The organism is Kistimonas asteriae, assembly GCF_018263925.1.
Lineage (GTDB): Bacteria > Pseudomonadota > Gammaproteobacteria > Pseudomonadales > Endozoicomonadaceae > Kistimonas > Kistimonas asteriae.
This window is the reverse complement of sequence record NZ_JAEVHF010000011.1, coordinates 23,093-42,722: the sequence shown is the minus strand read 5'-3', so window position 1 is coordinate 42,722 and position 19,630 is coordinate 23,093. Positions and strand designations below refer to the sequence as shown.

The 19,630-nt window shown below is 52.6% G+C and carries 18 protein-coding genes; 7 read left to right on the top strand and 11 right to left on the bottom strand.

All coding sequences use genetic code 11. From position 1 onward, the window contains the following. Positions 1-47 precede the first annotated feature (47 nt). Entirely contained in the window at positions 48-488 is a 441-nt protein-coding gene (locus KHS78_RS13170) for a nucleoside deaminase (protein ID WP_211828937.1), read from the top strand. Between the two features lie 68 nt (positions 489-556). Here the strand turns inward: KHS78_RS13170 and KHS78_RS13165 are convergent, their stop codons facing one another. Beyond that, on the bottom strand, positions 557-1,591 hold the full coding sequence (locus KHS78_RS13165) for a threonine aldolase family protein (protein ID WP_211828936.1): 1,035 nt from the start codon (positions 1,589-1,591) through the stop codon (positions 557-559). A gap of 192 nt (positions 1,592-1,783) precedes the next feature. Here KHS78_RS13165 and KHS78_RS13160 point away from each other — a divergent pair, with 192 nt between their 5' ends. Further along, on the top strand, positions 1,784-2,155 hold the full coding sequence (locus KHS78_RS13160) for a hypothetical protein (RefSeq protein WP_211828935.1): 372 nt from the start codon (positions 1,784-1,786) through the stop codon (positions 2,153-2,155). Between the two features lie 243 nt (positions 2,156-2,398). On the opposite strand, the gene KHS78_RS13155 is transcribed toward KHS78_RS13160, so the two are convergent. The 3 genes from KHS78_RS13155 to KHS78_RS13145 are packed head-to-tail and all read right to left on the bottom strand — an operon-like array spanning position 2,399 to position 4,666. Beyond that, positions 2,399-3,016 (bottom strand): LysE family translocator, encoded by a 618-nt coding sequence (locus KHS78_RS13155; protein WP_211828934.1) that lies wholly within the window; start codon positions 3,014-3,016, stop codon positions 2,399-2,401. Positions 3,017-3,069: 53 nt separating this feature from the next. Next, complete coding sequence (gene holA / locus KHS78_RS13150) at positions 3,070-4,116, bottom strand: DNA polymerase III subunit delta (protein WP_211828933.1); 1,047 nt, start codon at positions 4,114-4,116, stop codon at positions 3,070-3,072. Positions 4,117-4,120: 4 nt separating this feature from the next. Next, the gene (locus KHS78_RS13145) at positions 4,121-4,666 is read right to left on the bottom strand and encodes an LPS-assembly lipoprotein LptE (RefSeq protein ID WP_211828932.1); all 546 of its coding nucleotides are present in this window, start codon (positions 4,664-4,666) and stop codon (positions 4,121-4,123) included. Between the two features lie 293 nt (positions 4,667-4,959). Between KHS78_RS13145 and KHS78_RS13140 the strand changes: the two genes are divergently transcribed. Beyond that, on the top strand, positions 4,960-5,427 hold the full coding sequence (locus KHS78_RS13140; protein WP_211828931.1) for a hypothetical protein: 468 nt from the start codon (positions 4,960-4,962) through the stop codon (positions 5,425-5,427). Between the two features lie 371 nt (positions 5,428-5,798). Here the strand turns inward: KHS78_RS13140 and leuS are convergent, their stop codons facing one another. Then, complete coding sequence (gene leuS / locus KHS78_RS13135; RefSeq protein WP_211829068.1) at positions 5,799-8,399, bottom strand: leucine--tRNA ligase; 2,601 nt, start codon at positions 8,397-8,399, stop codon at positions 5,799-5,801. 194 nt (positions 8,400-8,593) lie between these two features. Here leuS and KHS78_RS13130 point away from each other — a divergent pair, with 194 nt between their 5' ends. Continuing rightward, entirely contained in the window at positions 8,594-9,340 is a 747-nt protein-coding gene (locus KHS78_RS13130; RefSeq protein ID WP_211828930.1) for a YdcF family protein, read from the top strand. Between the two features lie 47 nt (positions 9,341-9,387). On the opposite strand, the gene KHS78_RS13125 is transcribed toward KHS78_RS13130, so the two are convergent. Beyond that, on the bottom strand, positions 9,388-10,746 hold the full coding sequence (locus KHS78_RS13125; RefSeq protein WP_211828929.1) for an SGNH/GDSL hydrolase family protein: 1,359 nt from the start codon (positions 10,744-10,746) through the stop codon (positions 9,388-9,390). Positions 10,747-10,964: 218 nt separating this feature from the next. On the opposite strand from KHS78_RS13125, the gene KHS78_RS13120 reads away from it, so the two are divergent. Further along, positions 10,965-11,447 carry a hypothetical protein gene (locus KHS78_RS13120; RefSeq protein ID WP_211828928.1) on the top strand — a complete coding sequence of 161 codons (483 nt, stop codon included), beginning with the start codon at positions 10,965-10,967 and terminating at the stop codon, positions 11,445-11,447. Between the two features lie 121 nt (positions 11,448-11,568). Here KHS78_RS13120 and KHS78_RS13115 read toward each other — a convergent pair whose 3' ends face one another. Beyond that, entirely contained in the window at positions 11,569-12,225 is a 657-nt protein-coding gene (locus KHS78_RS13115; protein ID WP_211828927.1) for an HAD family hydrolase, read from the bottom strand. Between the two features lie 221 nt (positions 12,226-12,446). Between KHS78_RS13115 and KHS78_RS13110 the strand changes: the two genes are divergently transcribed. Continuing rightward, entirely contained in the window at positions 12,447-13,244 is a 798-nt protein-coding gene (locus KHS78_RS13110) for a hypothetical protein (RefSeq protein ID WP_211828926.1), read from the top strand. Here KHS78_RS13110 and lnt read toward each other — a convergent pair. From lnt to KHS78_RS13090, 4 genes are read right to left on the bottom strand one after another with little or no spacing between them, the layout of a single operon-like run. Beyond that, positions 13,241-14,740 (bottom strand): apolipoprotein N-acyltransferase, encoded by a 1,500-nt coding sequence (gene lnt / locus KHS78_RS13105; RefSeq protein WP_211828925.1) that lies wholly within the window; start codon positions 14,738-14,740, stop codon positions 13,241-13,243. The two genes, KHS78_RS13110 and lnt, sit on opposite strands and share 4 nt — an antisense overlap. Continuing rightward, positions 14,737-15,618 (bottom strand): CorC family transporter, encoded by an 882-nt coding sequence (locus KHS78_RS13100; RefSeq protein WP_211828924.1) that lies wholly within the window; start codon positions 15,616-15,618, stop codon positions 14,737-14,739. The genes lnt and KHS78_RS13100 overlap by 4 nt, the downstream gene beginning before the upstream one ends. Before the next feature lie 8 nt (positions 15,619-15,626). Continuing rightward, complete coding sequence (gene ybeY, locus KHS78_RS13095) at positions 15,627-16,103, bottom strand: rRNA maturation RNase YbeY (RefSeq protein WP_211828923.1); 477 nt, start codon at positions 16,101-16,103, stop codon at positions 15,627-15,629. Beyond that, positions 16,103-17,137: a PhoH family protein gene (locus KHS78_RS13090; RefSeq protein ID WP_211828922.1), complete on the bottom strand. Its 1,035-nt coding sequence runs from the start codon at positions 17,135-17,137 to the stop codon at positions 16,103-16,105. The genes ybeY and KHS78_RS13090 overlap by 1 nt, the downstream gene beginning before the upstream one ends. Before the next feature lie 384 nt (positions 17,138-17,521). Between KHS78_RS13090 and KHS78_RS13085 the strand changes: the two genes are divergently transcribed. Continuing rightward, positions 17,522-19,516, top strand: coding sequence for an SDR family oxidoreductase (locus tag KHS78_RS13085; protein WP_211828921.1), 1,995 nt, complete (start codon positions 17,522-17,524; stop codon positions 19,514-19,516). The last annotated feature ends 114 nt before the right edge of the window (positions 19,517-19,630 follow it).

Here is a 19,630-nt window from a genome sequence, read left to right as displayed (position 1 = left end):
GCTATGGTTAACAGGGATAACGTCACGGTATGAAAAGGAAAACAGCAATGACTGACCCGTTCATACAAGCCGCCATTGCCGAGGCTAAAGCTGGTCGCGTAGAAGGTGGCATTCCAATCGGTGCGGTTTTGGTTCACGACAATAAGATCATCGGTCGAGGTCATAACCAGCGGATTCAAAAAGGCAGTCCCTGTCTTCACGGGGAAATGGCGGCGCTTGAAGATGCGGGGCGTTTGCCAGCGGCGGTCTATCGTGAGTGCACGATGTATACGACACTATCCCCCTGTTCCATGTGCAGTGGCGCCATGTTGTTGTATGAGATTCCCCGGGTTGTTGTGGGGGAAAACAAAACCTTCATGGGCGAGGAAGAACTGTTAAAAAGCCGTGGTGTCGAGGTGACGGTCGTCAACCATCCGGAGTGTGTTGAATTGATGGAGAATTTTATTAGCCTGTTTCCTGAATTATGGAACGAGGATATTGGTGTCTGAGCGATAGAGACAATGCGGATATTGATTGGAAAATATGACGGCCATAGCTTGTTATGGCCGCCGGCTTCTCAGGCTTGCTCAATCGCGTGATTGATCTCCGAAAGTTTCTGAATGAATGTTTCCAGCTGGTTGTCATCAAAATCCAGATGCGTGACAAAACGAATTTCCTGAGCTCCGAAGGGCACAGCCGCAATATCGAATGCCTTAAAGACCCTAAGTGCCTGATCCGGAGTAAACGGCTTTTGAAGTGTGGCGATAACGATATTGGTTTCCGGCGGAATGATCGCTTTGATACAGGGCATGTCGGACAGTGCATCAGCCATCAGACGGGCACGACGATGATCATCGGCCAGCCGTTCGATGCTTTTCTCAAGCGCATACAGGCCGGCTGCCGCCAGGAATCCACCCTGGCGCATACCGCCTCCCATCACCTTTCGTATCCTGCGGGCCGCTTTAATGTGTTCCTGCTTACCCAGCAGGAGAGAGCCGACGGGTGCCCCCAGGCCTTTGGACAGGCAAATGGAGATCGTGTCGAATAAACGACCATAATCTTTTGGCTGTTCGTTTTTCGCGACAAGTGCGTTAAAAAGGCGGGCACCGTCCAGGTGGAACGGAATTTTGTGCTGATCACATACTTCACGGATTGCGCGGAGTTCAGCAAAGTCATAACAGGCGCCGCCGCCGCGGTTCATGGTGTTTTCCACAGCTACCAGGCTGGTGACCGGGTGATGAACGTCATCCCGACGAATGCTGGCTGCGACATCGGCCGCTGTAAACAGACCCCGCTCCCCCTGCTGCAGGCTGACGGAACAGAGAGCGTTAACCGCTATACCGCCGCCTTCATAGTTGTAGATATGCGCATACTGATCACAGATGACTTCCCCGCCCGGGCGGGTATGCAGGCGAATGGCAATCTGGTTGGTCATGGTACCAGAGGGGCAAAAGAGTGCAGCCTCCATGCCAAACAGATTGGCAGCGTAGTGTTCCAGTGATTGGATGGTTGGGTCTTCATTGAACACATCGTCACCCACTTCCGCATTCATCATTGCGGCCAGCATGGGTTGTGTCGGACGGGTCACGGTATCGCTGCGTAAATCGATCATGGAGTCAAAACGCCTGAGTGAGACATTGGGATGAGTCGTCGGGCTATAGTGAGAACGCCCTGGCAATAATTCCGTATCCAGTTTCAGTCAGAGACCGGATACTATTATGATACCCCCATAGACCATGGTGCCTGAACCTGTTGCCGGAAGGTTTCAGTGGACCTGTTTCACTGCTGCAGGAGCGTTGTTGTTATGAATCAGAATCACTACTGGCAAAAACTCGAAGAGTTGCTGCGTGAGTATTACACCATTATTCATACCATTAATAAGGTGTCTGAGCGGCAGGAACAATATATCCAGGGATTCCTTGCAGCTGGACGCTATCTGGGCATCGTCACAGAAGCAGAACAGATGACCGTCATAGAAGGTGTCCACCACGACATTTTCGGAGAATCGGTAGAACAACGGAAAAGCTCACAACGAACCCGGCCTGCGTCATCGGAAGATTATTACAATGTGCCTACCTGGCTCCGGAAGGGGGTCAAATTGCGTTTTGAGCATTCTGACAATGACCATATCAATGATCTGACCATTGTCACTGACCTGCTGGCCCGGGAATCCTGAGGGGCATCACGTTTCTCTGGGGGAGTGGTGTGGCCGTTTCTCCTGATCCGGTGCCGGTGAATCCTGTCTTCGTGCTTGTGACTCAGGTTCAGGCAATAGCTCTGAATAAAATGCCTGATAGTAGCTGGATGCACCTGCCAGAAAGGCGCGACTGCACCCCATGAGAATCGCTCTGAATCGGAAAAACTGCCGCATAACCATTTGCCGTGACGCATGGAATGAGACAGCAAGTCTGGTTCAGTTTTACAGAAATGCCACCCGCAATGCGACGGCCAGCAGGAGTACGCCCGTTGCCCGGGTTATCCACAGCGTATAACGGCGCAGGAACGGAAGAATGGCGCCGTGTCCGACGACTGCGGCGATGAAACAGTACCAGAGGCCATCAATGGCTGTCGCGGTAAATGCCATGATCGTTTTTGCCTGCCAACCCATGTCCGGAGTGACAAACTGACTGAAGAGCGCCAAGAAGAAGACTGCAATTTTTGGGTTCAGGAAGGAGATCAGGAAGCCGTCACGAGCAGCCTTGATGGTGGATACGTGCTCTTCGGCGACATTTCCGGCAGCCAATGCCGGTGTGCCGGATGCCCTGAGCGCCTTGATACCCAGCCAGGCAAGGTAAGCGGCGCCCCCCCAGGTCAATGCTTTGAACAGGAGCGGATTACCGGTAATCAGCACACCCAACCCGGCCGTAGCCAGTAAAGCGTAGACACCCACCCCCAAACAATGGGCAATCCCGGAGATCATGCCCATGCGGCGGGATGAGGACATCGTATTCCGAATAACAACCGCGAGACTGGGGCCAGGGGACATGGCGCCCAGCATACAGATGGCGACAACAGACAGCCAGGATGACAGCGGCATGGGGAGCCCTTCAGTGTGTAGATATCAGGTTGGGTTGTTTGCCGCACTTTACGTCAGGCTGTCAGAATATCCAATCCTGATAGTGATAAAACCAGATCAAGCAGTTCATCTTTTGGATTGCAGGTCTTACTGCCAGTTTTCAGGGCTTCATCAATAGTGGATGCCTGTTCCAGCATGGCGCGCAGTTTCCGTTCGCTGTGCTTGCGGATACAGCCCTGATAAAGCGCCTTGCGCTTTTTCAGCATGAAGGGAACGGCCTTGTGTGAGCGGGCAATCTGGTCCATCGCCACTTCCAATCCAACACCCTGGCTCACCTTACGGGACAGATGGCTGAGTAGTCGCAGCTCCCGGGCCAACGCCCAAAGCAGGATGGGCGGTTCGGTACCTTCCGACAACAGACCGTTAAAGATGCGAACCGCGTGTCGGGTGTCGCCGGACATGGCGGCATCCACCAAGCCAAACACATCATAGCGTGCGCTGTCAGAAACGACTTCACGAATTGTGTCGACGGTGACAGTGCCATCCGCTGCCAGTAGTCGGAGCTTTTCGATCTCCTGGGCTGCGGCCAGCAGGTTGCCTTCCACGCGTTCTGTCAGCAGGGTCACAGCCTCAGGTTCGGCTTTCAGCCCGGCGCGTTGACAGCGTCGGGTAATCCAGCCGGGCAATTGATGATGTTCAACCGGCCAGACTGGAACCCAGATACCAGCCTGTTCAATGGCCGTGAACCATTTGGCTTTACTGGCCTTGCTGTCGATGCGGGAGGTGATGATCAGGAAAATGGTATCTTCAGGCGGTTTTTCGGCACAGGCCTGCAGAACCTTTTTGCCATCACCAAAGCGGCCTTCCCGAACACGGAGTTCAATCATGCGCTTTTCGGCAAACAACGAAAGGCTGTTGGCCGCTTCCACGACCTCGCCCCAGTCAAATCCGTTATCCACATGGTAGACCGTTCGCTCAGTGAAGCCGGACTCACGGGCTTTAGCGCGAATCAGGTCCCAACCTTCTTCAATTTGCAGCGGCTCATCACCGCTGAGGATGTAGAAGGGCGCCAGGCCGGACTTGAGCTGGTTCTCCAGCTGCTCGGGTTTGCCGAGTTTCATAGGCTTATTGCTGCACCGCTTCAGCGGCTGCCCGGGCGTCCGCAGTCAGTGTCGCCAGCTGTTCGCTGGAGATCGCGGAGACCTGGCGCATCAGGTTGATGGCAAGATCCTGGGTCAATTCGTTCCAAATCAGATCCTCTTCACTGCGAGAGGCAGTGGCGTGGTTATAGCTGTACTGGTAGGTACGGCTCATACGCACTTCCTTCGCCGGGAACAGGGCCAGGCCGCTGGCGGTTTCGAGACCCCAGGTCAGGGTGCCGGTCAGCTCATAATCTGAAACGATACCACCGCCAGACAGCGTGATCTCTTTGTTTTCACGCTCAAGGGAGAGAATACGCAGGCGATAATCGGCCGCATCGCTGATAGTGATGCCATTGGTTTCCAGCACCATGATCAGGTCCTGATTGAAGACCCGATCAGTATTGGTAAGCGCCAGTGTCTTGAGCTCCGGGGCGATATCCATCTGGCCGCGCAGCTGGAAGCCGCAACCGGCCAGTAGCAGGGTCAGAACCACGAAGGGATAGAGAAAATAGTTGCGCTGAGTACTCATTGGCTGTCAGTGACTCCGGTAAATGGGCGCTGATTGATGGTCTTGAAGGCTGACATTATACAGCGCTGAATGGAAAAAACAGGAGTGCGTTCAGCATAAAGACGCGAGATAGTTAGACCATAGTATGAGGTTGAAAAATAACCAATCCAGGAACCCTGCTCTTGTTATGGTATCTAAGTTATTAGTTGTAATAAAAAGATAAATCTATCCGCTGATGATTATTCTTTATTAATTGATTTTTATTAATGTTTATTTATTGGTCTGTACCATTGTTTGGTGTGGAGGATATGAAAATGAAGTGTTTTTCTATTGATGTTGCTAGTCGATTTGATATTCAGACAGAAGTCAAATTGACAGAGCATAATATGGATGAGTTGGCACTATGCCAGGCGAGTGGAGAACGTTATCGTATTCGTCGTGGTACGTTGGATGGACGAGATGTTGTAATAGTACATGTTGCTAATAGCTGGTGGGATAAACTTATGAGTTATTTGCCGTCTTGCTGCTTGTTACGTAAACGTTTTATCAGTCAGCTTTACTATCATGTCAAACATGATGAGGGAATTCATTCAAAGGTTAGCAATGCGAAAATGGTTGGTGTTAAGGTACCATTCCTTTCTAGCAGAGGCTTGGAAAGAATCTTGGCATGTAGAACTGAGCAGAAAACTACCCGTTCTGAAGATGACTGGAGAGCACTGTACCAACAAGCTGGTATCCAAAGTCAGTTGGATGATCCAGGCTTTAAGGTATACCAAGCTTGAAATTAAGGTATGTCGGGTTTCGAATAGGAGCTGGTTTAGTGGAATAGGTAGTTTACATTTTTTTGATTTGAGTATGTTATTTATAATAATACAGTCGTTCGATGAATAATGTGGAATGAAAAACTAAGCGCTTCCAGGGTGCATTTTATTTTTATAAAAGCACAGCTTTATTTGTGTGTGGTTTAATTCGGTGTGAGTATGAGTCGTAAGCTCTATTTCTTCGGAAATAGTTCGGTGCTTCGTTTTGTATCGTAAGTCTTGCTTGTTATGTATTTGAGTACTGAATTGAATCAGCTACCGATCAAATATGGTATGTGAAGATCTGTGACTGTTCTCAATGATGCAGACCAGTCACAGATGCTTAGTCTGTTTTAGCCGACGACGATATTCACCAGCTTACCGGGTACGACAATCACCTTGCGTACCGTTTTGCCTTCAGTGAATTTCTGCACATTGGGCTGTTCCAGCGCCAATTTCTCCAGCGAAGCTTTGTCCGCATCGGCTGCGGTTTCCAGCTTGGCACGTACCTTACCGTTGACCTGAACCACCAGTGTGATGCTGTCACGGGTCAGGGCGCTTTCGTCAAGCACCGGCCAGTTGGCGGCTACCACAGGCTCTGCATGACCCAGTGCCTGCCAGATGCTGTGCGCGATGTGGGGAACGATCGGCGCCAGTAGCAGGGTGGCCGCTTCCAGTGCTTCCCGTACCACTGCACGACCCTGGTCAGAGGTATCGCTGAAACGACTGATTGTGTTGGTCAGCTCCATTACCGCGGCAATAGCGGTATTGAAGGTCAGACGACGGTCGCAGTCATCACTGACTTTCTTGATGGTCTCGTGCGTCTTGCGGCGCAGGTCTTTCTGCTCTGCGGTCAGGGCATTCTTGTCCAGAGTCGGGGCATCATTGCCGGACAGGTGGTCAGCGACCATTTTCCACAGACGACGCAGGAAGCGGTGTGCACCTTCTACACCGGACTCTGACCACTCCAGTGACTGCTCAGGCGGAGAGGCAAACATGGTGTAGAGACGCACGGTGTCGGCGCCGTACTGGTCAATCAGCTGCTGTGGGTCAATGCCGTTGTTCTTGGACTTGGACATCTTGCCCATGCCAGCGTGTTCAACGGTTTCGCCGGTGTCCTTGTGTTTGGCGCTGAGCAGGCGTCCCTTGTCGTCCCGATCGCTGATAACATCGGCGGGGGAAACCCAGTGCTTGGTGCCTTTTTCATCCAGCGTGTAAAAGGTGTCTGCCAGTACCATGCCTTGGCAGAGCAGGCGCTTGAATGGCTCGTCACTGTCGACCAGGCCAGCGTCGCGCAGCAGCTTGTGGTAGAAGCGGGAGTAGAGCAGGTGCATGACGGCATGCTCAATACCGCCGATGTATTGGTCCACAGGCAGCCAGTAGTTGGCGGCAGTCGGATCCAGCATGGCTTCATCGTTGTTCGGACAGCAGTAACGGGCGTAGTACCAGCTGGATTCCATGAAGGTATCGAAGGTATCCGTTTCCCGGGTGGCTGGCTGGCCGTTATGGCTGGTTTTGGCCCATTCCGGATCAGCCTTGATGGGGGACTGGACGCCGTCCATTTCCACATCTTCTGGCAGGCGTACCGGCAGTTCTTCCAGTGGAACCGGCACTTCGGTACCGTCTTCCAGGTAACGCATGGGGATCGGCGCGCCCCAGTAACGCTGACGGCTGACGCCCCAGTCGCGCAGACGGTAGTTGACCTGTTTTTCGCCCAGGCTGGCATCAATCAGGTGCTGGGCAATGGCGTCGAAGGCCGCTTCAGACGTCAGGCCGTCAAACTGAGCGGAATGCACCAGGATGCCTTTTTCGGTGTAGGCCGCTATTTTGATATCGACGTCGGTTGATGCATCAGCAGGCTGGATGACCTGTTCAATGTTCAGGCCATATTTAGTGGCAAATTCCCAGTCCCGCTGGTCATGGGCCGGAACAGCCATAACGGCGCCTGAGCCATAATCCATCAAAACAAAGTTGGCGACCCAAACGGGGACTTCGCGGCCGGTGATGGGATGAACGGCACGCAGACCGGTATCCACACCCTTCTTCTCCATGGTCGCCATGTCGGCCTCAGAGACGGCGTTGCGCTTGCACTCGGCGATAAACTCCGCCAGTTCAGGGTTGTTTTCTGCGGCAGCTTTGGCGATCGGATGTTCAGCCGCCAGGCCGATGTAGGTGACGCCCATCAGGGTATCGGGACGGGTGGTGTAAATAGTGAAGCTGTCGGCAGCGCCGGCAATCAGGTTGGCCAGGCGGAAGGTCATTTCCACACCTTCACTGCGACCGATCCAGTTACGCTGCATGGCCTTGACCTGTTCTGGCCAGTCCTCCAGCTTGTCCAGATCGCTCAGCAGTTCATCGGCATAGGCGGTAATCTTGACGAACCACTGGGGCAGTTCCTTGCGCTCAACGATGGTGTCACAGCGCCAGCAGCGGCCATCTTCCACCTGTTCGTTGGCCAGTACGGTCTGGTCGTTAGGGCACCAGTTGACGGTTCCCATCTTCTTGTAAACCAGGCCTTTTTCATAGAGCTTGGTGAAGAACCACTGTTCCCACTTGTAGTATTCCGGGCGGCAGGTGGCCAGTTCCCGGCTCCAGTCATAGCCGAAGCCCAGACGGTTGAGCTGACCTTTCATGTACTCAATATTGGAGTAGGTCCAGGGGGCCGGCGCTGTTTTGTTCTTGATAGCGGCATTTTCCGCAGGCAGGCCGAACGCATCCCAGCCCATGGGTTGCAGGACGTTCTTGCCCTGCATCCGCTGGTAGCGGGAAACAACGTCACCAATGGTATAGTTGCGGACATGCCCCATGTGCAGGCGGCCGCTCGGGTAGGGGAACATGGAAAGACAGTAATACTTTTCCTTGCTCGGGTCTTCGGTCACGGAGAAGCTTTGGTTTTCATCCCAGTAGGACTGGACAGCTTCCTCGATCTTGTGCGGGTGATAATGCTCTTCCATCATTGCTCTGTTTGCCTGTTCTCCGGATCAGACCGGAGAAAGTGGTGACAGGAAAGCCGGACAGGGCCGGAGCCTGTTGAGGATAGTGGTTCCAAACGGGCAAGGATACCCCAGTCCCTGCCCGGCGGGTAGGGGCAGTCTGCCCTCTATGGGCTTTCGTGTTTACTCACACCATTGTGTCTGGACGTTAGAGAATGATGAAAACCTTGTTGCTGCCCCCCGGACTCCAGATCGTGCTGCTCATACTGGCGCTCATCCTTTGGGGGCGTTATCGGGTAGCGTCGTGGGTACTCGTTTTTATCGCGGTGAGCAGTCTGTATCTGTTCTCCATTCGTCCGGTGGCCGACAGGCTGGTGGGTTGGCTGGAAACGCAGCAACCGGCACTGGATACCCGTGTATTCCAGCAACAGGTATCACCAGAGGCCATTGTCGTGCTGGGTTCCGGTATCAATGGGTATACGCCGGACTATGGCATGCTGCCCCAGCCTTCGGCATTGCTGTTGCAGCGATTACGTTTTGCCGCCCGAGTTGCCGGACAAACGGGGTTGCCGATTCTGGTCAGTGGAGGCGCTGCCAATGGCATCAATGAGGCGGCGGTTATGGATCGCGTGTTGCGTAAAGACTTTGGTGTCACCACACGCTGGCAGGAAGATCAGAGTCTGACGACGATGGATAATGGGCGTTTTTCTCACGCTATTCTGTCGCAGTCGAATATCAGCCGTATCATCCTGGTGACCCACGCCTTGCATATGCCCCGTGCAGCCAGGGTGTTTCGGCACCAGGGCTTCAAGGTTGTCACAGCCCCGACAGCGTACTTACGTACATTGCGACATCATAATTGGCGCGACTGGTTGCCAACGGTGACGGAATTAGTAAAAAGCCAGTTGGCGCTGCATGAAATGGTGGGTCAGTTGTGGTATCGAATCCGTTACCGGATATGAAACAGGCAATGGCATCATGCACGATGCCATTGCTGTGATCTGTTTTGTTAATATTGATCACTGCTGCAGGCATAACCCACACTTTTCAGCTTGTGACAGATACCTTTCCCTAAAACCCAATGAAACTTTTGGGTAGGATGCACATCATCCCAGAACGCATGTTCATCCGGATTGCTGCAGACTTGTGGTGCTTCCTCGTTGGCTCTGAAGGCTGTCACCAGCTGCGGGTTGTTCATGATTTCCTTGTCGATCACCGGTGAGAGAGCGATGACCGCTGCGTTTTTCGCCAGCGTTTCAACGGCACCACCACTCTGGAACGACCTTTGCCCACTGCGGTCCATGCCCGGCAGGCTGACCTTGGCGCAGGGTTCAGTCGTATTTGTCAGACCATGGCTGTCTGCGTTATTGAGGGCATCCCAGAACAGGGCGCGGGTATCCAGCATATGGATATGGACGCCTTCTTTTTCATAGCGTTTCTGCATGTTTTGCAAGGTGGTGAGCAGGAGTTGGTTGTGTCGGCTGATCAGGAACTGCACCTGGTCACGGGTTGGGTAATCCATTTTCAGGTAGCGCGGGGCTTTGGAGATATCGGGCATGTTGGACCAGACGATGTGCTGAGCCCCATGGTTGATCAGTTTTTCAATGCTGCGGGTCTGGGCTTCTACAACGTCGGCGGGGTCATCGTACATATTGAGATAGTCGTTGCCACCAAAGAAGAATAACACCATGTCGTCGTCATCAAATTCCGGGTATTTCCGGATATACGCCTTGACCAGCAGTTCTGCACTGGGAGGAATCAGGCTGCCTGAGACTAATTGTTCTGCGACTTTTAACAAGCTGCCGCCTTGTAAATCACTGAAGTTGCCGATTTTATCCCGTGTGCTGAGACTCCAGCTGCCACCGTGGGAACGATTCACATACTGCTCAGGGTTCTGTGTGCTCAAACCCATCATCTGGGTCAGGTGTTCAGCCCAGATGAGACCGTTGCTAAATCGTCCGTCAGCATAAGGGGCGGAGGGAATCACCGGGATATTGAGTTGCTTGGTCAGATCCACAAACTTGTCGAGTAATTCATTTTCATACCAGGTACACGACACAACATGGCAAAGCATTTCATAGAACTGGAAATAATCTCGCAGGAAGCGATGAATATAAGGTTGTAGATAAGCCGTATCAGCCTGGTCATTCAGCACCTTGAGCAACTGATAGGTGGAATTGCTCCCGCCGTCATCTGTGAGGCTGTCACCAAAAAAGATGACGCGTTTAATCGTACGCTCTTTGGCGCCGAAGTAATCAGGTAGTGTGGCGGTTAGAGGATGAGAGTTTGGCCGACTCCCTGCCAGGCTGCCAGTCGAGTATGGCAGGCACAGAAGAGTGGCAATGGCCAGCGAAAACAACCGTTTCATAGCGCACCTCAATAGTAAACAGGTGCCGTGAGAATAGTTAAGCAAGCCACATTGATTTCGAAGAGTTTTATCTAAGAAAATGGTTTTTTATGTTTTCGATAGCATGGCATGTGCTAAATAGGCGTTGGTAACCCTTCGTTGAAGGGAAAGCTGGGTAAATGATGGTTAATGCACTGAAATCATTATTCTACAATGAATAACAAGCATGGAGGCTAACTATGAATGTTATAAAATCCAATGTTTCAGGTTTGCTCTTGTTTTTGTTTTCTTTAGTGTATTCGTTTTTTGTTTTTAACTATTCACTTGAGCAAGAATTTTTGGTATTGGATGCGTTTGGCGGTCATTTATTATCTGAAACAGGAGATATGATATTGTACTTAGTGCTGCATGCTCCTTTTTATTTTTCAGGCTTTTATCTCTATAGGTCTGTTGTCAATAAGTGTCCATTGAAAAAGGTGTGTGTATTCTTGGCTGTCCTGTTTGTTATTCCTTTGGTTGATGCGATTCTATTGCGTAACATTCTTTTTGCTATTTTTGCTATTTTTGCTATTTTTGCTATTTTTGCTATTTTTGCATTTTTTCTGGCATTTGGTTACGGGTTTTCTGAAATTACCGCGATGGTTTCTGCATACTCGCTATATGCTATTTTTGCCACATTTTCTTTTGTGACGCTTACCCATAAGTCGATAGCTAACGAATGATGTTTTAGTGTGAAGAGGGTCTTTCCTGATAGATGCACTTCGCAATGCTGCTTCTCTACTGATCATGGTAAAGAAACGCTCGCCTATGTAAATGGTTGATGCGCATATCTGTTTAAAGACATCAGCCATTCAGCCGCATAATCGACCATCCCCGGCTTTCTGCAATACCACGAAGTGTGCAATCCGGATTGATAGCAACCGGGAACGTAGCCTGTTCAAGCAGTGGCAGATCATTAAAGGAATCGCTGTAAAACCAGCTATCGTTCATTGATGCATTATGCGCCTGTAGCCATGCCTGTAAACGTTCAACTTTGCCTTCTCTGAATGTGGGGATGCCGGTGATATTTCCAGTAAAACACTGTGCATTCTTTTCCAGATCAATGGCCATGATGACATCGACCCCGAGTCTTCGCCCAATGGCTTCTACCAGGTGGGCGCCGGTTGCGGAGATGAGGAGCAAGGTATCCCCCTGTGTTCTGTGTTTCTGAAGCAGGGCTTCACCTTCACGGTAGATACAGGGTTCAATCACCGACTCAAGAAAGGTTGATAGCAAAGGGGCCAGCTTTTCATCGGTATAACCAATAATCGGTTTGAGGTTGTGGGCCATATATGCATGGATATCAAGCGTACCGGCCTCGTAATCCGCATAGAGATTATCACTTTGAGGCAGAAAGTCCGGATCATCCATTAACCCTGCATCCACACAGAACTCGGCCCAGAGTGATGCGCTGTCGCCATTAATCAGGGTATGGTCAAGATCAAATATTGCCAAGGCCATGTTATTCGCGTCCGGGGGCGTTGATCGTTAACGTGATGGCTTATTGTAAGCATCGCATTATGACGGTTTGACGACATAAGATCTTGCTTTGACAACGAACTGGCCAGGGAAACTGGAAAACTGCCAGTCTGCTACATATTCTCAATAGATAGACAGGGCTCTCGATATTGAATGACAGGGACGTTTGACCGGAAAACGGATCCAGCCTGCAGGGACTGCACATGAGAAACGTATGTAAACAGTTATCGCTGACCAGCTTCTTTTTATTCATTGTCTTTACCGGCACGCCCAGTGCTGCGGCGGACAAGAATGCCCTGATTAACGACCTGTATCACCGTTCAGGTCTCAAGATGCAGCTGGACTGGATGCAAAACAATTTTGCTGATGCCCGGGCATTATTTGGTGATGACGTCCAGCAGGCGGATGAGGCGACCCGCAAGATGATGGTGCTGTTGGACCAGAGCCTGAAAGAGAAATTCTCAGATCAGCGCGTCCGGGGTATTGTGCTGGATCATCTTGATCGCGATTTGTCTGTGCAACAGCTGGAGCAGATTCTCGGGATTATGGATGACCCCATCTGGCAACGGGCTTGGGAACTGGAAGGACGGGCCTACCAGCCAGCTGGCATTGGCCAGATGCAGCAATACATTGCCCAGCGTCTGGAAAACAAACCGCCACGCAGTTCTCGGGTCGGTCTGGTGAGTGAACTGATTGATGTCACCGATGCGGTTGATCTGACACTGGAAATGGCGATCCAGGGTGCCCTGATGGCCTCACGCATCATGATGGAAAAGCTGGGTAAAACGGAAATCACTGAGAAGCAGATGGAAGATGCTGCCCGGCGTCAGATGGAAAACTACCGGGAACAGTACCGGGATATGCTCACCGCACAGATGCTGTATATCTACCGGTACATGTCCGACAACCAGCTGAAGGCCTACATCCAGCTGTATTCTTCGCCAATAATGCGCAAGCTGAACAACACGGTCACCGGCGCCCTGCTGGCGGTCATGCGTTAGCGAGACCGCCAGGGTTGCAGGCTGGCAAGCAGCAATAGCAGACAGAACGCCAGCACCGGCCATGAGCCGAAGCGCATAAACGGCGTGTCCCCCGTCATTATTGGTAACTCACCATCAAGCACGCCTGCCTGATATTGTGCGATCTGGTTGACGACATTACCTTTCTTATCAATCAATGCACTGATGCCGTCATTGGTCCCTCGAATCATATAGCGTCCGGTTTCCAGGGCCCGCATGCGAGCCATCTGGAAATGCTGGAACGGACCAATCGAGGTGCCAAACCAGGTGTCATTGCTGATGGTGATCAGGAAGCCGGTATCCCTGGCCAGCGCAGCAGCAAAATCTGGGTAGACAACCTCGTAGCAGATATAGGCCGCAACGGGGTGTCCGGCGATCTGAAGAGGGGGCTGGTTGTCACTGCCGAGCGAGAACGATGACATGGGCAGGTCGAAGAAGGCAATCAGGCCGCGCAGTACGGATTCAAAGGGGACATATTCACCGAAAGGCACCAGCTTTTGTTTGAAGTAATGGCCATCGCCAGTACCCAGGCTGATGATGCTGTTGTAGAAGCGGTCGTTTTCATACCAGGGCATGCCAAGCACCAGGCTGGTGTGGGCCTCTTTTCCCTTCGCATCCAGCTGATCCATTAGTGCCGGGACGTTCTGATAGAGCGTGGGTATGGCGTTTTCAGGCCAGATAACGATATCCCGATTCCAGAAAGGTTGGGTCAGCTTGAGATAGGTTTCAATCGTGTCATCCAGGTGCCCCGGTTTCCATTTCAGATCCTGGGAAATATTGCCCTGGACAGCAGCAAATGACAGTGTTTGTCCCTTGACCGGTTGGGTCCATTGAATGATCTGAAGTGGCACGCTAAGTAGCAAAAGGGCGACGGTACCGATCAATATCGCAAGTAGTGTGCGGTCATGACGGTAGCGAAGGTACTGTGTCAGTCCACTGGCAAACAGCACCAATAACAGTGACAGGCCAAGGACGCCAGTCACAGGTGCCCAGCTGGCCAGTGGCGTATCCATCAGCGTGTAGCCGCCATAAAGCCAGGGAAAGCCCGTGAGAAACCAACTGCGGATCCACTCAAATAACACCCAGGTGGCACTGAATAGCAGCACGGGTGGCCAACTGTTTTCACGATTGATACGCCGACAGAGCCAGCGATAAAGGGCAAACTGCGGCGCCGTGAACACCAAAGCCAGAGCCATAACAAACAGGGCGGTAAAGGCAAAGGCCAGCGGTGCCGGTGCGCTACCAAAGTTGTGGATACTGATATAGACCCACGAAACACCCGCGCCATAGAAGCCCACGCCAAAGCACCAGCCGCGCCAGGCGGCCTGTTTCGGCGACAGGCCATGCATCAGCCAGAAGACCGCAGCGCTGACCAGAAGGAAGACCGGCCAGAGATCAAAGGGGCTGAACGCCAGTGTCGCACAGGCACCGACAAGGCCGGCCAACAAATGGCCGACCCGGGGGGTGAACCTGATCATTGGGCGGATGTTACCCGCAGCAGACGAATCCGGCGGTTATCCGCATTCAGTACCTGGAAGGAGAAATTATCAATGGTGATGGTTTCATTGCGCTTGGGCAGGTGACCGAACTGCTGCATCACAATACCGCCAATGGTATCGAATTCTTCTTCACTGAAGTCACTGTTGAAGTGCTCGTTGAAGTCCTCAATCGGCGTTAGCGCCTTGACCACGTATTCGCCGTCATTCAACGGCTTGATGAAGCTGTCTTCCTCAACGTCATATTCGTCCTCAATGTCGCCGACGATTTGTTCCATGACGTCTTCAATCGTGACCAGACCCGCCACGCCACCGTATTCATCAATGACGATCGCCATATGGTTCCGGTTGGTGCGGAAGTCGTGCAGCAGCACATTCAAACGTTTGCTTTCCGGGATGACTGTGGCAGGGCGCAGCAGATCCTTGATGGTAAAGCGACGGCTCCCCTTGTCCAGGATCAGCGGCAGGAGGTCCTTGGCCAGCAAGACGCCCAGCACTTCATCCTTGGTATCGCCGATCACAGGGAACCGGGAGTGGCCGGACTCAATCAGCGCCGGCAGGAACTGCTCCGGCGTCTCTTCCGCCCGGATGCAGACCATCTGGGAACGAGGGATCATCACCTCCCGGACCTGCATGTCCGCCACCTGGATGGCGCCCTCAATAATCTGCAGGGCTTCGCTATCAAGCAGCTCACTGTGTTCGGCGTCCCGTAGCTGGTTGAGCAGTTCTTCCCGGTTCTTGGGATCGTTGGAGAAAACCTGCTTCAGCCGGTCCAGCCAGTTCTTCTGGTGGTGAGAGCCAGTGGCAAGAGGCTGCTGACTGGCGGGCTGTTGGGACGGGGTGGGGTGGTCGTCGCTCATTGTCTTCTTTAAGTGGTTTCCGGAGAAAGCTCGTCCATGGCGTAAGGGGCGGGATAGCCCAGTCCTGTCAGAACCTGTGTTTCCAGCGCCTCCATTTCAAGGGCGTCTGTGTCTTCTATATGGTCATAACCGAGCAGATGCAAGGTTCCGTGAACAACCATGTGAGCCCAGTGGGCTTCCAGGGTTTTCTGCTGTTCCCAGGCTTCCCGTTCGACGACCGGTGCGCAGATCACCAGGTCGCCGATCAGCGGCAGCCCGAGCTCTTCCGGTAGATCTGACGGGAAGGACAACACGTTGGTCGGACCCTGCTTGTGGCGCCAGGTCTGGTTCAGTTCGGCGCCTTCCTCTGCATCGACGATCCGGATACTGATCTCAGTCTCATCGCGGGCGCTGCCGATGGCGGCCTGGGCCCACTGCGTCAGGGTTGCTTCAGCGGGCAAGTTCTCACTATCGCTGGCGATCTGAAGGTCAATGCAGGTGGTCATCAGGCGGTACCCTTGACCTTGTGGGACGGCTGAATGCGATCGTGCTGGTCATAGGCCTCGACAATTTTCTGGACCAGTGGGTGCCGGACAACGTCGCGGGAGTTGAACATTGTAAAGCCAATACCCGGTACGCCTTCCAGCACCTCAATGGCGTGCGCCAGACCCGAGCGGGTACCGCGGGGCAGGTCGACCTGGGTGATATCCCCGGTAATGATGGCCGTGGAACCAAACCCGATCCGGGTCAGGAACATCTTCATCTGCTCAACGGTGGTGTTCTGGGATTCATCCAGAATGATGAAGGCATTGTTCAGTGTGCGGCCACGCATATACGCTAGCGGTGCAACTTCAATGACATTCTTTTCGATCAGCCGAGCGACTCGCTCAAAGCCAATCATTTCATAGAGCGCATCATAGAGCGGGCGCAGGTAAGGATCGATTTTCTGGGCAAGGTCGCCAGGCAGAAAGCCCAGCTTTTCGCCAGCTTCGACGGCAGGACGTACCAGCAGGATACGACGGATCTGTTCCATTTCCAGCGCCTGCACAGCACAGGCTACTGCCAGGTAGGTTTTGCCGGTGCCAGCCGGACCGATACCGAAGTTGATATCGTTTTCCAGAATGGTACGAACATACTTCTGCTGGTTAGGGCCTCGGGGCTTGATCAGGCCCTTACGGGTTTTCAGAGAGAGGGTATTGAGATCGTGAACAATCTCATTGCCGTCAATAACGGCCTCAACGGAGGCATTTTGCAGGAACAGGTGCACGGTTTCCGGAGATAGGTCATCGGCGCCATCGGTTTCGGCATAGAGTTGGCGAAGAATATCTTCCCCGGCATCGACCATCTGTTCATTACCCGCCAGCTCAAAATGGTTCCCGCGGTTATTGATGCGGATGCCAAGGCGCTGCTCAATTTGCTTCAGGTGTTCGTTGAATTGGCCGCATAGGAGGGCGAAACGGTGAGCGTCGATGGGCTCAAGGTCGAATTGGCGGGCGGATGCCCCGGTGGGTTGTGCGTTCAAAGTGTCGTGTTCAACCATGTTACTGCGTATGTATTGAGGATATACCGGTTAGCCCATCATGGAAAGCGTGAGGGCGGTAGTGACGCACTGGCTCCTGATAAAACGGCGTTATTGATGAAAATGTTTCTGGATTCAGTCTGATACGCCGAATACCCGTCGGTCGCTACTATAACAAAAACCGTGAACTCTTAAATTTTAAATCTGTATTCGTTATAAAATGTTCGCCGAGGGGGGAAGGCTGCGGTTGGCATGGAATGTGATAGGCCAACCATAGAGGCTCAGGCAGTTTGCGTCCAAACAGCGCAATGGCATGACGCCCTGAGAATAATGAAAGGTTTTCCACGACCTGACAGTGTGAAATTTTTTCACAATAACAATAACAATGATAAGGAAGGACCATTGATGCGTTATTTTGTTACCGGTGGTACCGGTTTCATCGGCCGTTTCCTGGTTGCACGGTTACTCGAGCAGGGCGGGACAGTGCATGTCCTGGTGCGTGAAAACTCCATGGATAAGCTGGTGGCACTGCGTGAACGGTATGGCGTAGATGAAACCCGTTTGGTGGGTGTTATTGGTGATTTGACCGCTCCCTGCCTGGGTGTTGATAAGGACACGCTAAAGAGCCTCAATGGTTCCATTGACCATTTTTTCCACCTGGCTGCCATCTACGACATGAAGGCGGATGCCGAAAGTCAGGAGCAGGCCAATATCGAAGGCACTCGGGGGGCGGTTGCCTGTGCTGAAGCCCTGTCAGCGGGTTGTTTCCACCATGTCAGTTCCATTGCCGCCGCCGGCCTGTACCGCGGCACCTTCCGTGAAGATATGTTCGAAGAGGCCGAGCATCTCGACCATCCTTATCTGCGCACCAAGCATCTGGCAGAAAAAGTGGTGCGTGACGACTGTAAGGTACCCTGGCGTGTTTACCGTCCCGGCATGGTCATTGGCCACTCCCAAACGGGAGAAATGGACAAGGTCGACGGTCCGTATTATTTCTTCAAACTCTTACAGAAACTGCGTCAGTCACTGCCTCAGTGGATGCCGACCATCGGTATAGAAGGCGGTCGGATGAATATCGTCCCGGTGGATTTTGTGGTCAATGCCATGGCGCATATTGCCAGCCAGCCGGGACTGGATGGTCAGTGCTTCCACCTGGTGGATCCGGATCCGTCCAAGGTTGGTGAAGTCATGAATACCTTTGCCGAAGCCGGGCATGCCCCCAGGATGGCCATGCGCATTGATTCTCGCATGTTCGGGTTTATCCCCAAGATGATCCGGGATGGTATTACCCGATTGCCGCCCATCCAGCGTATTCGCGATGCATTGCTGGAAGATCTCGGCATTCCGCCGACCGTCATGAGCTTTGTGAATTACCCGACCAAATTTGACTGCCGGGAAACCGAACGGGCATTGAAAGGCTCGGGCATCGAATGTCCAAGATTGAGGGATTATGCACCGGCCATCTGGGATTTCTGGGAGCGCAAGCTGGATCCGGAATTGTCAGTGGATCGAACCATCAAGGGTGCCGTTCAGGGTAAGACCATTGTGATTACCGGGGCAACATCAGGTATCGGTAAGGCGACGGCTCTGAAATTGGCAGAAAGCGGCGCCAAACTGATTCTGGTCGCACGTACCCCGGAGAAACTGGAAGAAACCCAGTACGAAATCGGCCAATTTGGTGGTGAAGCCCATATTTATCGTTGTGATATCAGTGTGCCGGAAGACTGTGAAACACTGGTTGGCACAGTGTTGGCTGATCATGGACACGTCGATATCCTGGTCAACAACGCGGGACGTTCAATCCGGCGTTCCATTGCGTTGTCGTTCGATCGGTTCCACGATTTTGAGCGAACCATGCAGCTGAACTATTTTGGTGCACTGAAGCTGATTATGGGCTTTTCGCCGGCCATGCTGGAAAAACGTCGCGGGCATATTATTAATATTTCGTCCATCGGCGTGCTGACCAATGCGCCCCGGTTCTCAGCTTATGTCGCCTCAAAAGCGGCGCTGGACGCCTTTTCCCGCTGTGCCGCTGCGGAGTTCTCTGACCGTAATGTCAAGTTCACCACCATCAACATGCCGCTGGTGAAAACCCCGATGATCGGGCCAACCAAGATCTATGACTCGGTACCGACCCTGACGCCGGATGAAGCAGCGGATATGGTGCTCGACGCCATGATCAACAAGCCCAAGCGGATTGCCACGCGTCTGGGGATCTTTGCCCAGGTCGTGAATGCGCTGACTCCCAGGGCCAGTGAGATCATCATGAATACCGGTTTCAAGATGTTTCCGGATTCACCGGCCGCCCGAGGTAATAAAGAGGCTGATAAAGGGAAAAACGCCGCTATTTCCTCAGAGCAGGTGGCCTTTGCTGCGTTGTTGCGGGGGATTTACTGGTAGTGAATCAATAGGGACTTAACATCCTGTTGTTATGGGCCCTGCCAAATCATTGGAAGGGCTCAGTTATTTTTTCTGTTGCACGGTACGCATTCTTGAATATGAAGATAATCCACC

Excerpts from the sequence above, each read along its gene's own strand:
- KHS78_RS13090 (WP_211828922.1), bottom strand. The coding sequence starts at position 17,137 with ATGGTTGAACACGACACTTTGAACGCACAACCCACCGGGGCATCCGCC.
- KHS78_RS13155 (WP_211828934.1), bottom strand. The coding sequence starts at position 3,016 with ATGCCGCTGTCATCCTGGCTGTCTGTTGTCGCCATCTGTATGCTGGGC.
- ybeY (WP_211828923.1), bottom strand. The coding sequence starts at position 16,103 with ATGACCACCTGCATTGACCTTCAGATCGCCAGCGATAGTGAGAACTTG.
- KHS78_RS13170 (WP_211828937.1), top strand. The coding sequence starts at position 48 with ATGACTGACCCGTTCATACAAGCCGCCATTGCCGAGGCTAAAGCTGGT.
- KHS78_RS13115 (WP_211828927.1), bottom strand. The coding sequence starts at position 12,225 with ATGGCCTTGGCAATATTTGATCTTGACCATACCCTGATTAATGGCGAC.
- KHS78_RS13110 (WP_211828926.1), top strand. The coding sequence starts at position 12,447 with ATGAGAAACGTATGTAAACAGTTATCGCTGACCAGCTTCTTTTTATTC.
- KHS78_RS13160 (WP_211828935.1), top strand. The coding sequence starts at position 1,784 with ATGAATCAGAATCACTACTGGCAAAAACTCGAAGAGTTGCTGCGTGAG.
- leuS (WP_211829068.1), bottom strand. The coding sequence starts at position 8,399 with ATGGAAGAGCATTATCACCCGCACAAGATCGAGGAAGCTGTCCAGTCC.
- KHS78_RS13140 (WP_211828931.1), top strand. The coding sequence starts at position 4,960 with ATGAAGTGTTTTTCTATTGATGTTGCTAGTCGATTTGATATTCAGACA.
- KHS78_RS13100 (WP_211828924.1), bottom strand. The coding sequence starts at position 15,618 with ATGAGCGACGACCACCCCACCCCGTCCCAACAGCCCGCCAGTCAGCAG.
- KHS78_RS13145 (WP_211828932.1), bottom strand. The coding sequence starts at position 4,666 with ATGAGTACTCAGCGCAACTATTTTCTCTATCCCTTCGTGGTTCTGACC.
- KHS78_RS13130 (WP_211828930.1), top strand. The coding sequence starts at position 8,594 with ATGATGAAAACCTTGTTGCTGCCCCCCGGACTCCAGATCGTGCTGCTC.
- KHS78_RS13125 (WP_211828929.1), bottom strand. The coding sequence starts at position 10,746 with ATGAAACGGTTGTTTTCGCTGGCCATTGCCACTCTTCTGTGCCTGCCA.
- KHS78_RS13165 (WP_211828936.1), bottom strand. The coding sequence starts at position 1,591 with ATGATCGATTTACGCAGCGATACCGTGACCCGTCCGACACAACCCATG.
- lnt (WP_211828925.1), bottom strand. The coding sequence starts at position 14,740 with ATGATCAGGTTCACCCCCCGGGTCGGCCATTTGTTGGCCGGCCTTGTC.
- KHS78_RS13085 (WP_211828921.1), top strand. The coding sequence starts at position 17,522 with ATGCGTTATTTTGTTACCGGTGGTACCGGTTTCATCGGCCGTTTCCTG.
- holA (WP_211828933.1), bottom strand. The coding sequence starts at position 4,116 with ATGAAACTCGGCAAACCCGAGCAGCTGGAGAACCAGCTCAAGTCCGGC.
- KHS78_RS13120 (WP_211828928.1), top strand. The coding sequence starts at position 10,965 with ATGAATGTTATAAAATCCAATGTTTCAGGTTTGCTCTTGTTTTTGTTT.